Here is a 15,346-nt window from a genome sequence, read left to right on the forward strand (position 1 = left end):
ATAAATCGGTGAATTTGTACCGCTGCGACTCTTTTGTTATATCAATATGAATAAAAGTTTATTTAATAAAATCACGATAGTAATTGCATTTGCTTTATGTAGCCTTATTAAAGTTCATGCACAATGCAATGAGCAAGACATTATAAACCTTAAAAAAATCGCAATTGTATTTGGGGAAAAATACTACAAATACTACGGTGAATTAAGAAATCCAGAGAATGACGCTAACGATATAAGTGATTCTTTGAGAAAAGTAGGTTTTAACGTCTATACTTACCTTAATACTGATCTTAAAACAATGTCAGCACAATTTGAGGATTGGAGTAGTAAGTTAAAAGATTATGACGTGGCGTTATTTTATTTTTCAGGTCATGGCGCAGAGGTTAACGGCACAAATTATCTGTTTCCTGTAGACGCCGATCCGAAAGCACCATCGCAATTATCGACAAAAACGTTGTCAGCTAATCAGATGCTTGCAACAATTGAAAGTTATTCTAACCTTAAATACAGTATTGTCATACTTGATGCATGCCGAAATAACCCTTTCACTAAGGGGTGGAGTCGAGACGTTTCGGAAAAAGGTCTTGCTTCTATGTCTGCCAAAGGTGCATTTATCGCTTTCGCTGCCTCCCCTGGAAACACGGCCTTCGACGGAGATCATCGTAATGGAACTTATACGGAAGCGATATTAAAATATATAACTGTTCCCAATCTAACTATCGATGAAATCTTCACTAAAGTAAATGCTCATGTAAAAAAATCCAGCGTAGGTGATCAGGCACCATTCAAAAACAGTTCGTTAGGCTCAGATTATTGCTTTAGCGTAACAAGAAAATATAAGCCGGCGAACAAGTTACCGGGTGAAAAGTTCCAACAGCCAAATTCATTGCTTTTATTATCTCGGAACGAAGGCAACTTATTTTCAGCAGATACACAAACAGGTTTAGTTTCCGTTAGAGAAGCCATAAGCTTAAATCTTATATCATCCATCCATTCTGGATTAAAACACCCCAATTTTATTGTAAGTGAAAACGATAATATTATCTACGCCGCAGATACCCTAAATCAGTGCATTAAAAATATCAATTTGGTAACAAAAAAAGTCGATTCAATAAAGTTGAATTGCTTCCCGAGGGCAATGTATTTTTCCCAAGACGGTAAAAAGCTATATGTAGGGGGGAATAACGAGATTAGTGGTTGCATAACTGAAATTGAAACCTCATCGGGAACGATAAGGAAGACCATTCCAACTCCATTTAAAATATCGTCTATGACCATATCGTCAGATGGCAGGCTACTATACATTACATCAAAATCCCCGTCCAAGATTCTTTGCAGTGTAGATTTAAAGTCTCAGAAAATCCAAAAGACTGTTAAAAGATTACAATTAGGAAGTCAAATAGCAATAAGTAGAGATAATAAACATTTATATCTATATGGTAATAATGAACAAGGTTTCGACATTATAAATTCTTCCGATTTTAGTCTAATTAAGACAATTCCAGAGTCTGCAACTTATTTAACTATTCCCAACGACGGTAAGAGTCTTTTTGTCTTGAACGAACGGAAACTAAGTAAAATCACAACAGAAACCAACGAAAAGCTTTACGATTATAATCTTGAGACTCGGCCTTCGGGGGTTGTTACAACCAACGACGGACACGGATTTGTTTGGTTACCGAAAGAACAATATTTTTACGAATTTAGAACGCTTGACTCAATTAAACTACAAAATGCAGCACCCGATCTTGAATCCAAATTCAAAAGATTTCGAGAAGCTCTAAAAACTGATAAATCAATAGATGAAAAGCGGATAAGCATGCTTAAGCGAAAAGATAGTTGTGACAAAAAATTAGCGTTAACTAATGCGCTTCACAAGCTTATCGTGCCAGTGATTCAAAAAATATTAACCGATTTGGACAATTCAAATTTTGAGTTCTTTGAAACAGCAGGACCGTTTTCTAATTGCTCAAGTAATCTTTCGGATTTTCATGATGGTATTAGGTCTAAGATTAATAACAAATTTGCGTTGTCTCCCAATTTCAGATTTCAAATTGTAAAAGACGAGATAATAATGACTATACTCGATGATGGGGTTGATAAAGAACCGGCTCGTAAAAGTCTTTCAATTTTCTCCTTTAATGAAAATTCTACGTTTACTTCTCCTCAAGACCCAGAACGAATAATTATCAGCGAAAATACTCAAGACATTGTACGAAAATTTGTCAAAGAATATTTTTATCAACGAATAGAAGAACTCAACAATGAACATCAAAGGCAATATTAATCTTATCTCCTTCTGGCTACTCACGACCACTTGTTTTGCACAGGATACTAAAAAAATATACTTCGTCGAGAAAATCGATTATAGTAAATTGAGTGCAAAATTACTTGATGTATCTAATTTACCGAAGATTGCGTCTGCGTCGGTTGAGGTTTATTTTCATGACAAAGAAGTAATAACAGATTCGCTGACATTACATGCTCAAGGTATTGTAACATGGAAAGACTCGGTAGCATTTATCTTAAACATACCAGAAAACTACCTATACCACAGTAAAAGAATTTCTATTATCCCTATTTATCATTTTAAAAAGGATGGTACAAAAGGAAATCTACCTTTTTACTCGATTGGCTTAGAAAAATCAGTTGATCCGTTATTGCTGAAAATAAAATCTAATCCTCCAGGAGCAATCGTGTACTTAATTCCCAAATTTTTTTGGGAAAGGGACAAACAATTATCAAACTTCAATCAAAATTCCTTATTTCCATATCGAGTTAGCGAAGGAAATACTAATGTGACTACATATGTTCAGGAATTCGTATATGTAGCAGTGTTTAGATACAAGAACAGATATTTAACATTGCAATGCAGTCCAAATCACCTTCACAAGAACGATTCGGTATTTATAGACTTCAATCTTAAATAAATGGATGATATACTACGTATAGATAATGTACTTAAATGGGGAAGACGAACGCTCACTCTAATTCCTGGCTTTTCTGTGATATTTACAAATCTTTGGCTACCTAAGGAAATCTCTCATTCACTTGTTGGTGGGATTTTGGAAGCAGTCGGGATTATGACATTAATAATTTTCGAAATCAACAAGAAAAAATCAAGATCAAATAAAACCAAATCTAACAAAAATAAGGCTATAGGATTTCTTGCTGCTTTTTTACTCGTTCTTTTTGGATATATCGGAATGTACGATAGTCAGGTCATTTACAGCAGTAAGTATGAAATTACAATATTATTCCCATTCTGGAATAACAATGAACTCGAATTTATGATCGCGAAATCTCAAGGTACAGAAAATGCAATCACAAATTATGGCCCGGAAGCGGTCCGAATGGCAATTCAAAGAGATGCAACTAAGATAAGCAATACGAAAATTATTTTTATGCTAACATATTTGTGCATCTTCGAAATGCTAATAATCGCTTTTAGCTACATAGGTATAGATCTCGAAAAAAGTGTAAAGAAATCCAGGTGATTTTTTTTTATACGTTAAATACGAAGGTAGTAGAACTTTAAAAGGATAAACTATTGAGAAGTTTCACGTGTAGCCTACATTAAAAATCCAAATCCCCCAGCAAACGCAAATCAGATGGGAAATAGTTCGAAATTTGTACAGTAGGGATCACTTTTCAGGCAAGTTGTCAATTTTATTGACAACTTTTTTTATGACTTCACAACCGATAAATAGGCCGTGTTTGGCATCGACAAATGTTTCTAATTAAAATGAGCCCTGGCTTTAATCAACCACCCGTTGAATTTGTATCAATATTTTCTTAGGTTTGAGAAAACTACAAACTACCTAAACTCAATTGATGCCTTTTATATTCCATTTTACATTTTATGACATTGCGTTTTTAGGTGCCGTATTTATCAGCCTAACGCTATCATTATTTTTATGGATAGCTCCAAAGGAGAACCAGTTTGCAAACCGCTGGCTGGCAATATTAATGGTCGTTGTTGCTTTATGGATCATCCGGCTTTTGGTAGCGGATATTGACCTGGCAAAGAATAATCCATTACTCAACCTAATGCCATTGCAGTTTTCAATGGCATTAGGCCCTTTAATTTATTTTTACATACGGCAAATAACCCGGTCCGAGTATATCTTCCGTCGCAAAGACTTTCTGCACTTCGTACCTTTGCTGTATGAATTAAGTATTCAGGAATTTGCTGCAATACAGAACATGAAGGCTGGCCAAACTATCTACCATACATTTAGTTTCGTAGTGCCGTTATTCGCATTCCTGTCATTTATGATTTATTTGTACCTGTGCCGGCTGCAGATTAATCACTATTACCGGAAAAAAGAGTTTAACGGGGGCGACCGATACCGGAATGAGTTACTTTGGTTAGATCGCTCTGTTAACAAACTGGCTGTGTTATGGTTATTATGGATACCATTTACAGCTGTTGACTATTTTCATTATCATTATGAATTAAGCGTACAGCATTACTATCCCCTGTATCTTCTTTTGATATCCATGATCATTTGGATCGCAGCCAGAATCCATTTAAAAACAGAAACTGTTATGACGGTTAATGTTGCCGTAAAACAATTATTACCGGCAGATCTGAAACAAAAAGGCTCATGGTTAAAAATGGAAGTTAAAGAGAAAGGATATTACCGTGACGCAGAATTAAGTCTGAGCTCGCTTGCTGAAAAGCTCGGTTTGCATACGCATGAATTATCCCGGATCATTAATACAGTCTTCAAAAAAAGCTTCAACGATTTTATTAATGAATATCGTGTCCGCGAGGTTGCGCTTAAAATGCAGGATTCCTCATATGACCATATCACTCTGCTCGGCCTCGCCTACGAATCGGGCTTTAATTCGCAAAGCAGTTTCCATCGTGTTTTTAAGCAATTTACCGGTAAAACCCCTCTGGAATATAAAAATCACCTTCAAAAAGTTATGCCAACTTATAACTTGGGAGGTTTTGCTCGAACTATGCCGCTAATATTGAACCACGTAAGCCCTTCGGGGTGGGCGCGTGAAACATTAACCGGCAGTCATATGATAAAAAATTATTTTAAAATAGCATTCCGCGGATTTCGGAGACATAAGCTATTTACACTGATAAACATTATTGGTTTATCCATCGGTATAAGTGCTTTCCTGGCCATTTACTTTATTGTACACTACGATTTTACGTTTGATAAATTTCACAAGGACAGCGACCGGATTTACCGCGTTGTTATGAACATGTCATTCCAGGGGCATAAAAATTATTCAAGTGGCCTATTTGGCCCGCTGGCTGGGGCAATTAAAAACGAGGCCACAGGAATAGAAGAAATTACGCCGGTGTATTCACTATGGCCTCGTTTTGTTTATATCGACAAAGATAAAAAGGCACAAAAGCGGTTTAAAGATCTGGACAGGATAACACTTGCCGACCAGCAATATTTTAAAATTTTTAATTATGTATGGCTTGCCGGCTCATCGCAACACGCGCTTGATGCGCCCGGCCAGGTGGTATTAACTTCCCAACAAGCCAGGCTTTACTTCCCATCATTATCCTATCACGACATGATTGGTAAAGTAATTACCTATGATACCCTTAAAACAACCGTTAGCGGGATAGTTGAGACGTTTACCCAAAATAGCGACTTTACCTTTCATGACTTTATTTCCTTTAGTACCGCAACAACTAATAAACAATTGGCTGATGACCTGCACATAAACAATTGGAGCAGGATCTCTGGGGCGGCGGAGATTTTTATAAAGCTGGCACCTGGAGTTTCTGCTACCGGGGTTGTAAAACAGATCAATACCATTTTTAAAAAAAATAATCTGCCGCCTACCAATCAAAAAATGCCTGCGCCAACTATAAACATGGCCTTGCAACCATTAGATGATATTCACTTCAATCCCGACTATAATATTTTTAATTTCTCATCGCCAGCCAGCAAAACAACACTTTACGGATTATTGGCCAGCGCTATTTTTTTGTTATTGCTGGCCAGTATCAATTATGTGAATTTAACTACCGCCCAGGCCGCCCAAAGGGCAAAAGAAATTGGGATCCGCAAAACTTTAGGTAGCAGCCGCATGCAATTAGTAATTCAGTTTTTAGGCGAAACCTTTTTTATAACATTCTTCGCGGTTTGCATATCAGTGTTGCTTGCGCCAATTATTTTAAAAATGTTTGCCGATGTTATATCCCCGGATATTCACGCGAATATCTTGCAACCAGATGTCGTACTCTTCCTGCTGATTTTAACCATTGTAATAACTATTTTGTCGGGTTTTTATCCCGCAACGGTGTTATCAGGTTACAAGCCGGCAATGGTACTAAAAAACCAGGTGCAGGGCAATAGTAATAAAACGCGAAACGCATGGCTCCGTAAGTCGCTTACGGTCTCGCAGTTTGTTATAGCCCAATTTTTTATAATGGCTACCATTTTGGTAAGCCAACAAATTTATTACGCCTTACATAAAAACCTCGGGTTTAAAAAGGATGCTATCCTCATTATTAATACACCCTGGCAAACCAGTAAGGCCAGCACCAACCAGGTATTGCTGAACGAATTCAGGTCGATGCCGCAGGTTGCCCTTGTGGGTTTAGGTAATGATCCACCTTCGGCTGATGCATTTAACAGGACGCGAATTACTTATGACGATGGAAAAAAGCAAATTACAACAGAAGAAATAATAGTTAAATCTGGCGATGAAAACTACATCAAAATATACCAGCTAAAATTGCTTGCCGGCAGAAACATAACCGAAGCAGACACCGGGAAAGCTATTATCATTAACAATACTTACGCTACATTATTAGGATTTAATAACCCGAATGATGCTATCGGAAAGCAATTGAATTGGTTTGATGGCCGAAATATTAGTATCATTGGCGTAGTTGCCGATTTTAATCAGCGGTCACTGCATTCTGCCATTTATCCATCAATCATAACATCAGGCAGTCCAATCCCCCGCCCAATGATGACGTTACATATTAGTTTGAAACCTGAAACCGCCGGAGGTAACGAGTGGAAAACCGCCATTACAAATATGGGAAAAGCCTGGAAGAAAGCTTATCCCGATGATGATTTTGATTGCCATTTTTACGACGAAACGATAGCCCGGTTTTACGACGATGAACAACATACTTCAACACTGCTCAACTGGGCAACAGGTATCTCTATACTAATCAGTTGCCTCGGGCTGTTAGGTCTTGCTGTTTACACCACCAACCAACGAACAAAAGAAATTGGCATACGCAAAGTATTTGGTGCCAGTGTTGCGCAAATAGTAATCCTCCTATCAACCGAACTGGTATCGCTTATTTTACTCGCTTTTATCGTCGTAACGCCGATTGCATGGTACGCAGTTAATAAATGGATGGAAGGCTTTGCCGACCATGTAGCTATCAGCTGGTGGGTATTTGTTATCAGCGGTGCTGGAATGCTGCTAATAGGATTATTTACCTTAAGTTTCCGAACCATTAGGGCTGGCATGGCGCCCCCGGTGAAGAGTTTGCGAAATGAATAACAGCATATCGCTGCTTTCATTTAACAAGTTGCAAAAAAACCATACATACTATCTGGCGAAGGTGCCCGAATATTATAAGTTCATATAGCTACTTTTGGCATAGGTTATAAGTCTAAATCCGCTATTAAACTTAGATCAGATAGGCAATAGTTCAAGATTTACACAAAACAGCCACTTAATAGTCAAGTAGTTAGCCTCACTAAATTTAGTGAGGCTTTTTTATCTCACACATTCCTCACTCAATTTGATGATTATAGCATAATGTGGAAAAGTTTTTGGCATTACGATAGTAGTGATATATCTTCAAATAGATCACTTATGCTGTTTTTAAGATTCGTTGTTCCATTCCTACAAACTCTTGATATTTTTCCGTTTCTGTCAATTACTTTTTAGATGTGTGTCGCTTTCCAAATGTGGCGGGATCAATTTATACATTACGGGGGTTACTATACGCGACAGTATAGTTGAACTGATCAGCCCGCCGATCAGTACAATAGCTAACGGTGCGATCAAAGGATTGGGGTTCAAGGCAATTGGAAGCAAACCGCAGATTGCCGTAATGGAAGTAAGCACAACGGGTAGAAATCGGGTTTCGCCTGCCATCGCTATTGCTTCATCAATGCTATGGCCTTCCTCACGCAGGTGGTTGGTAAAATCAACCAGTAGCAGCGAGTTTTTAACCTGTATCCCGGACAAACCTATAAAACCGATGATAGAAACCAGTGACATCGGGTTACCCGTGAAAAGCAGCAATACCACACCGCCCAATATACCCAGGGGTATGATCGATAGTACGATAATGATCCCTTTAAATGTCTTGAACTGCAACAGCAGCACACCAACGAAAAGAAACGTGCTCAGGATGATCACCGACAGAAAGTTACCGCCTAATGCATCGCCTTCCGATTCCGCTTCTCCGGATAACTTGTAATAATAGCCCGGCGGCATTTTTAATTTATTCAGTTCAGGAACAACCTCTTTCAGGATATCATTGGCCAAGACATGCTCTTTGGTTAAGGAAGTAACTTTTACAAAGCGCGATTTATTGAAATGGTTGATCGCCGTTGGCGACGTTTCAAATGATACAGTGGCGATCTGGTTAACCAATACCGGTGTGCCCTGGATATTATTTACGTACAGGTTTTTCAGGGCATCCAGGTTAGAGAACTTATTCCTGGGCAGGGTGATCACCACATTCCGCGAATCGCCCCTGTCGTCGATATAGTCACCCACGTTTAGTCCCGCCACAGCCATTCTTACCACTTTATCCACGTCACTGGTAAGCACACCTAAGGTACGGGCCTTCTCTTTGTCAATTTTTATTTTAACGTCTGACTTATAGGTATTCAATTCGTTGTTGATATAAAAAGTGCCCGGATTTTTTTTCAGGACCTCCTCCACTTTAAAGGAAAGCTTCCGTAAGGTGTCCTGGTCTTCACCAAATACCCTCACCACGATATTGGCTTCGATCGGAGTACCCTGCTCAAAATCTTTTACTTCGATCCGCGCATAAGGAAAGTCTTTAAATTTCTGCCTGAGTTGTTTGATCAGATCTGTTTTCGATCTTGGACTCGCCTCTTCGTCCAGTTGAACGAATATCTGGGCGAAGTCAGGCTTTACATCCTGCTGATGCACGTTATAATAGATCTGTGGATTGCCTTTGCCCACGTTAGATGTGTAATAAACGATCTCTTTGTGTTTCTTCAGTTCACTTTCTACCAGCCTGGTTACCCGGTCGCTTTCGGGAATGTCGGCTTGCAGGGGCAGTTTGATATTGATCAGGAACATCGGCTTTTCAGAGGTCGGGAAAAGCTTAAACCCGGTTTGTGTAAATAAGAAAAAAGCAAACCCGCTTAAGGCCAACGAGATCCCGATAGTAGTTTTGGGCCACTTTAAGGCAAGTGGCATTACCCGGGCATAAGACCTGGTGAGGAAACGTTGCAGGTGCTTTAAAAAGAAGTTACCCTCGCCATGGGTATGTGTCTTTAACATTCTGCTGCCCAGGAAGGGAACAAGCGTTAAGGCTACGATCATAGAAGCCAATACACTGGTCATCACGGCCATTGGCAGGCTGCGGATAAATTCACCCGCCATATCCGGCAAAAAGGCAAGCGGCAGGAAGGCAATAACCAATGTGGCCGTACAGCCTATAACCGCTATCCCGATCTGTTGCGTACCTTTCAGAATAGCATCCTTCCGGGAGTGGCCCTCGCGGAGCCAGCGCTCGATGTTCTCAACCACCACGATACTATCGTCTACCAGCAGCCCCAATGCCACCACAAGCCCTACGATACTAAGCTGATTTAAGGAATATCCCAATAAATTCATGGCAATGAGCCCCAGGGCCAAAGAAAGCGGGATAGAGATCATCACGATAAGCGATGCCCTAAATCCTAATGGCAGCAAGGTAATGATCACTAAAACGATGGCTAATCCAAAATCAAAACCCAGGTGGCCCAAGCGCTCGGAAACCATGTTAGCCTGGTCAAAGTTTTTAACAAGCCGGACATTCCCGGGCAGGCTTTTGCCGAATTCATCCAGTACCGGTAAAAACTCCTGCTGTACGCTGGCGATATTCACATTGTCTTTCATCCCCGCTGTAACCAGCACACAACGGTGCCCGTTCAGCCGGGTGATATGATCGGCAATGCCGTCTTTGTAACTCACATCGGCCACATCTTTCAGATATATGATCTTGCCATTGGCATTATAAATAACAGTATTGGCCACATCATCAACGGTCTTGAACTTGCCGCTGGTCTTTACGTTGAATATCTTGCTGTCCAGGTTGATGCTGCCGCCAGGGATATCGGCTGCCTCGCTTTGTAAACTGCCTATGACCACATTGAGCGGTATTTTTAACTGTGCCAGTTTATCCAGCTGCATGTCGATACGGATCTCTTGCTCGGGCATTCCAAAATACTTAACATCCTTCAGGTTGGTGATCTTCTCCAGGCGCGTTTTCAGAATATCCGCTTTATCCCTCAATAATTTCCCGGAAGCATTGTCAGAAACCAATGCCACCTGCAAGACTTTTACATCAGAGGATGAGATCTTTTCTGTTTTGATCATGTAAATATCCTTTGGAAGTTCACTGTTTTTCAAGGCATTGATCGCCGTAGATATTTCCTGGTACTTATTATCTACATCTACGCCATATTTAAATTTCGGCTGGATAACCGCAACACCGTCTTCCACAGTGGTCAGGATCTTTTCGATGTTTTCCAGTCCGTAAATTTTGTTCTCAATGGGTTTTACTACCTGCTCTTCCATATCTTTCGGACTGGTGCCCGGATAGATCACCGTGATCAGGTATTGCGGCGGATGGGTGGTCGGATCTTCCGACCGCGGCATGGTAAACAACGTTAACACGCCTACTACTGCGACAAGCAAAAATATGATCAGTGTGAACTGGTAGTTCTTAACTGCGAAATTTGTAATTTTCATAACTGTAGCCTTACTTGATGATTTTAATAATGGACTGTTCGTTGAGGTAGGCGCTGTTGGAAACTACGATCTGGTCTATACCTTCCAGTTTATCCTTGAGATAGACATTGTCGTTATCGAACTTCAGGATGGTAACCGGCACTCTTTTTACACGGGTCGCGCTAACAGTGGTAAACACAAAACCTTTATTGCCGTCAGCCTCCACCAGCGATCCATAGGGGATCACCATCACACTTTCATCCTGGTGAGTGGCTATCTCCGCCTTGCCAAACATGCCAACCGCAGGTTTGAGGCCATTTAAGTTCAGCTTAAGCTCTACCTGGAACGATCCAAGGGCCTGATCTGCAGCCTGCGACTTACGAAATACCACCGCCTCAAATTGCCTGCCTACGTATCCATCGAGCGCGACTTTGGCTGTCTGCCCCGGCTTAATGATGGCCCACTCGCGGTCAGTTACCCCAACTTTTAGCGAGTAACTGTTGTGCTGTTCGGTGGAATTAATGAGCAGCACCGGCATGCCTTCGGCGATAACCTCACCTTCATTAGCTATTTTCTTGCTTACGAAGCCATCGGATGCAGCGTATATTTTGGAATAGCGATCATTAAAGGCTACAGCTTCCCGGGCTTTTTGCGCAACGTCCAGTGCGGTTTTGGTGTTTTGCAATTGCTCCAGGGTATATACGCTGTCTTTGTAAAGATTGACGGCACGACTATAATCGCGCTGTGCCTTTTCCACACCCAGGCTGGATTGAGCCAGACCGGCTGAAATCTCGGTTGAATTGAGCGTAGCCAGTAATTGGCCTTTTTTAAAGAACTGCCCTTCCTGTACGAAGATCCGGCTGATCACACCACCTATTTTAAAAGCATATTTGGCTTCATCTTCGGTGCTCACCAGGCCGGTCGCACTAATGTGGTCGGGAACTCCTAATATGGAAACCGATGCTGTTTTAACGGGGATGATATCCGGTTCACCCATTGCGTTTTGTTCCTGATGTTTTTGTTTGCAGGAAGTCAGCAGGAATATGGCTACTATTATTATGCTGAGTAATTGAAGTTTTTTCATTGTTGTAGTGTTTTTATTATTGAATTGTAAAACTGGCATTAGCTCGTTCGATGGCTGTATAGGCTATCCAGGTGTCGTAAAGGGCAATGTTGGCATTGAGCTGCGCATCTATCCACTGATTTTGAGCATCCAGCAGTTCGATGTAAATGGCCATTCCTTGCTTATATAGCTTGACCATATCGTTGTAGTACGTCTGGCTGGTCTTCAACTGGGATTGTGCCGCCTCGTATTGTGCAATGGCGCTTTGCATGGCGGCCTGGCGTACTTTAAGCTCGGTAAGGAGTTGCTGCCGTACATAGTCGGTCTGTGATGCCAGGGCCTCGCGGTCTGCAATCGTTTGTTTTACCCGGTAACTATTTTTCCCGGAGGAAAACAGGTTCCATTCCAGGGAAACGCCTAACAAGTAATAGCGACTTTGGCTATTGAACTTCCAGTCGAACGCCTGCGATCCCAGGTCGATAAAGGTGCCCAGCTTGGGGATGATATAAGATTTGGCCAGCCCATTCAGGTTGCCGTTAATGTCTTTTGCTATCCGGAGTTTGGCTAATTCCTCCCGGCCAGTGATGTTGTTAGCCAAGCTTTGGCCAAGGGCCGGAAGCGTGGTAATATCATCTAAAAGGATGCTATCCGTTAGCGGCCGATTGATCAGGAAATTAAAATAATAACGGGCCGATTCCGCGGTTTTCTTTGCCCCGGTGAGTGAAGCGTTGATCCGGGAAACTTCATTTTGGCTTCTGAGCACAACAGTCCGGTTTACTTTGGCGTTGTCATATAGCCTTGTATTGATCCTTTGGCCTTCTTGCACCAGCCTGAGCGAGGACTCATAGATCCCGGTAGCATAAACGGCTTTGAGATAATTATAATAAGCCGTTTTGATCTCTTTGACCAGTTCGCGTTTATAAAGCTGGACTTCGGTTTTTTGCAGATCCACCTGCTGCGCCTTGATGTGCTTATTATAGATCAGTTCCGCATTCAAAATTGGAAGGGTAGTGCGAAACTTGGCGTCATAAAAATTATCCGGGTTGAGCAGAATGTGCTGGTTTTGTAACTGCGGAAAAGCATTGCTGCCGGTCAGTTTATTCAGCGTGGAATAAACCCCGTTAAACAGGTCGCCCGTCGGAAAATCTATCGTCCGTCCGCCGTCGGCTTTAGTATAAGTTGTTGAAAAGGTAACCTCGGGCCCGAACATGCTTTTTGCTTCCTTCAATGCATATACATTTTTTTCGAGTACAAAGTCTTGTTGCTTAATGCTCTGATTAGAGTTGAGCCCCTCGCGGATGTATTCATCCAGCCGGCTTTGAGCTTTTGCCGGGGTAGCGGCTATCAGGGCTCCCGCCACCAGGACAAAACCATATCGGATATGTGTTTTAGATTTCATTTTCAATCACTGTTATAATTTTAAACATTGTTCAATAAAGTGTCAAAAAAAAGCGTTAACTTTTTTCAAGGAGCGCGACAAAACACTCATAGCCGCTCTGCATCAGTTCCTCGTTCGTTCTGCCTATGAAACTTGTAGTACGGTCTTTGCAGAAGAGGGCACAAATGCCGTGCATTGCAGAAAGGATCATAAAGGTTAGATCTTCTGTATCCAAATCTTTGAATCTTCCCTTTTGCTGGCAGTCCTTAATTACAGAAGCCAGGCGGTCGATCGCTTCCTGTGCTATCTTAAAGCCACCATCATTTTCGGACATTTTTGCCGGTTCTTCCACCAGGAACATCAGGTTATAATAATCCTTGTTTTCTTGTGCAAATTGGATAAAGATGCGGCCCATTGCTTTCAGGCGCTCAAAAGGATCACCCACCTTGTCTAAAACCTTGAACTGGTTGAGCAGTAACCCGAACCCTTCCTTATGCAGTTCCTGGAAGATCTCACTTTTATCTTTAAAGTAAAAATAAATAGAGCCTGGGCTGTAGTTGATCTCGTTGGCGATACTACGCATGCTGGCTTGTTCATAGCCTTTTTCAAGGAATACTTTACGTGCTCCGTTTAAAATGCGTTTATGCATTTCCTGTTTCTCTTCCAATTTTCGTTCTGCTATGCCCATTTTTATTAATAATAAGATACAAATATAATAGTGCCGGCCGGGTGGCGAAATTTCGCACCACGATTCGGCGTTTAGTTTTTCATGCCGGGGCTAATTTGTCCCATAATATTTACAGCGGATTTTCGGCTCAATAATTTGAATCCAAATAGCATGAACCTATTCTTCCAACCTTGTACCACTCTCGGCTTCCGCCTGTTTTCCAGGGCCCTTACCAATTCTTCGGCGACATCTTCAACAGATGACATTACAAATTTTGGAAAATCACTGGTATGTCCACCTGCATGTGAATGAAAGTCTGAGGCTGCAGCACCGGGATTAAAACCCATCACAAAAATTCCTTTTTTCTTGAACTCATACCACAGTGATTCCGAGAAATTGGCGACAAAACCTTTGGTAGCTGCATAAACTGATCCGCCAGGAAGGGAAGAATGCGCAAGCAGGGAACTAATATTTACCAAAGCATCACCCTGCCTGGCATTTTGCAAAAACGCATAAGATAAGGTTACCAGGGCATTCATATTGAGCTGCATGGTTGCCAGTTGCTCATCCAATGGGATCTCAATAAACTTTCCGTAAATACCAGCACCTGCATTGTTGATCAGAACATCGTATTCCCCGGCTTTCAAATGATCCGTTACTTTTTGCAAGTCGTCTTTATCCGTCAGGTCTGCAACCAAAATGGTATGGCCGGTGCCATCCAGATCTTTTATTGCCTTATTTAATTTTTCCTCGCTGCGGGCTACCAGTGTTACCTGGTAATTTTGAGCAGCCAGGCGTCTGGCTGTTTCCAGCCCTATGCCACCGCTTGCGCCTGTGATCAATATTTTTTTCATGATTGTTTTGATTAATATTTTAAACACATCAAAATTATTGAACGCTGTTCAAATAAAAATATTAATTTTTTCATTTTACACGAAAATGATAAACACATTTAAAACGTTCAAGGCGTTAAATACGGCTGGTCTTGTAATTATCTGACAGCCGCGTCGGCAGCCACTAACAGAAAACCAGTTATTTTCCAGCGATGCAATTTCCTTTTCACATTTTACGCAAGTAGTCAATTCTATTGGCAACTTTTTTATGAAATTTTCATACGTCATATTGTCGTGATCAAGGCTTATTATATGGAACGATGTGCATGCAGAATGATTGGATTAGATATGCACTTTCACTTACCGGAAAGAGCTGATCAGGAAAAGAATGGATGCCGGTGATTATAACCTGAAGCAGATCGCAGCTAAATTTGACCTGACCGGATGAAAGCCACGTCAGTAAAATC

General features: G+C 41.2%; 9 protein-coding genes. 4 read left to right on the plus strand and 5 right to left on the minus strand.

Annotation, left to right across the window (positions count from 1 at the left end; genetic code table 11):
* The first annotated feature begins 46 nt into the window (after nucleotides 1-46).
* The 4 genes from FHW88_RS16470 (at nucleotide 47) to FHW88_RS16485 (ending at nucleotide 7,512) form a co-directional block, all read left to right on the plus strand.
* The gene (locus tag FHW88_RS16470) at nucleotides 47-2,287 is read left to right on the plus strand and encodes a caspase family protein (protein WP_176626955.1); all 2,241 of its coding nucleotides are present in this window, start codon (nucleotides 47-49) and stop codon (nucleotides 2,285-2,287) included.
* Nucleotides 2,265-2,930: a hypothetical protein gene (locus FHW88_RS16475; RefSeq protein ID WP_176626957.1), complete on the plus strand. Its 666-nt coding sequence runs from the start codon at nucleotides 2,265-2,267 to the stop codon at nucleotides 2,928-2,930. Before FHW88_RS16470 ends, FHW88_RS16475 begins: the two co-directional genes overlap by 23 nt.
* Nucleotides 2,931-3,497 carry a hypothetical protein gene (locus tag FHW88_RS16480; protein WP_176626959.1) on the plus strand — a complete coding sequence of 189 codons (567 nt, stop codon included), beginning with the start codon at nucleotides 2,931-2,933 and terminating at the stop codon, nucleotides 3,495-3,497.
* A gap of 337 nt (nucleotides 3,498-3,834) precedes the next feature.
* Entirely contained in the window at nucleotides 3,835-7,512 is a 3,678-nt protein-coding gene (locus tag FHW88_RS16485) for an ABC transporter permease (RefSeq protein ID WP_176626961.1), read from the plus strand.
* Nucleotides 7,513-7,890: 378 nt separating this feature from the next.
* Here FHW88_RS16485 and FHW88_RS16490 read toward each other — a convergent pair whose 3' ends face one another.
* The 5 genes from FHW88_RS16490 to FHW88_RS16510 form a co-directional block, all read right to left on the minus strand.
* Nucleotides 7,891-10,959, minus strand: a complete 3,069-nt coding sequence (locus FHW88_RS16490) for an efflux RND transporter permease subunit (RefSeq protein ID WP_176626964.1) — start codon at nucleotides 10,957-10,959, stop codon at nucleotides 7,891-7,893.
* 10 nt (nucleotides 10,960-10,969) lie between these two features.
* Complete coding sequence (locus tag FHW88_RS16495) at nucleotides 10,970-12,022, minus strand: efflux RND transporter periplasmic adaptor subunit (RefSeq protein WP_176626966.1); 1,053 nt, start codon at nucleotides 12,020-12,022, stop codon at nucleotides 10,970-10,972.
* Nucleotides 12,023-12,038: 16 nt separating this feature from the next.
* On the minus strand, nucleotides 12,039-13,400 hold the full coding sequence (locus FHW88_RS16500) for a TolC family protein (RefSeq protein ID WP_176626968.1): 1,362 nt from the start codon (nucleotides 13,398-13,400) through the stop codon (nucleotides 12,039-12,041).
* Between the two features lie 55 nt (nucleotides 13,401-13,455).
* Entirely contained in the window at nucleotides 13,456-14,067 is a 612-nt protein-coding gene (locus FHW88_RS16505) for a TetR/AcrR family transcriptional regulator (protein ID WP_176626970.1), read from the minus strand.
* A gap of 71 nt (nucleotides 14,068-14,138) precedes the next feature.
* The gene (locus tag FHW88_RS16510) at nucleotides 14,139-14,900 is read right to left on the minus strand and encodes an SDR family NAD(P)-dependent oxidoreductase (protein ID WP_176626972.1); all 762 of its coding nucleotides are present in this window, start codon (nucleotides 14,898-14,900) and stop codon (nucleotides 14,139-14,141) included.
* Between the last annotated feature and the right edge of the window lie 446 nt (nucleotides 14,901-15,346).

The sequence above is a fragment of the Mucilaginibacter sp. SG538B genome (genome assembly GCF_013376065.1).
Lineage (GTDB): Bacteria > Bacteroidota > Bacteroidia > Sphingobacteriales > Sphingobacteriaceae > Mucilaginibacter > Mucilaginibacter rubeus.

What these genes read in the sequence shown, in the direction of transcription:
- FHW88_RS16470 (WP_176626955.1), top strand. Translation starts at nt 47, where the DNA reads ATGAATAAAAGTTTATTTAATAAAATCACGATAGTAATTGCATTTGCT.
- FHW88_RS16475 (WP_176626957.1), top strand. Translation starts at nt 2,265, where the DNA reads ATGAACATCAAAGGCAATATTAATCTTATCTCCTTCTGGCTACTCACG.
- FHW88_RS16480 (WP_176626959.1), top strand. Translation starts at nt 2,931, where the DNA reads ATGGATGATATACTACGTATAGATAATGTACTTAAATGGGGAAGACGA.
- FHW88_RS16485 (WP_176626961.1), top strand. Translation starts at nt 3,835, where the DNA reads ATGCCTTTTATATTCCATTTTACATTTTATGACATTGCGTTTTTAGGT.
- FHW88_RS16490 (WP_176626964.1), bottom strand. Translation starts at nt 10,959, where the DNA reads ATGAAAATTACAAATTTCGCAGTTAAGAACTACCAGTTCACACTGATC.
- FHW88_RS16495 (WP_176626966.1), bottom strand. Translation starts at nt 12,022, where the DNA reads ATGAAAAAACTTCAATTACTCAGCATAATAATAGTAGCCATATTCCTG.
- FHW88_RS16500 (WP_176626968.1), bottom strand. Translation starts at nt 13,400, where the DNA reads ATGAAATCTAAAACACATATCCGATATGGTTTTGTCCTGGTGGCGGGA.
- FHW88_RS16505 (WP_176626970.1), bottom strand. Translation starts at nt 14,067, where the DNA reads ATGGGCATAGCAGAACGAAAATTGGAAGAGAAACAGGAAATGCATAAA.
- FHW88_RS16510 (WP_176626972.1), bottom strand. Translation starts at nt 14,900, where the DNA reads ATGAAAAAAATATTGATCACAGGCGCAAGCGGTGGCATAGGGCTGGAA.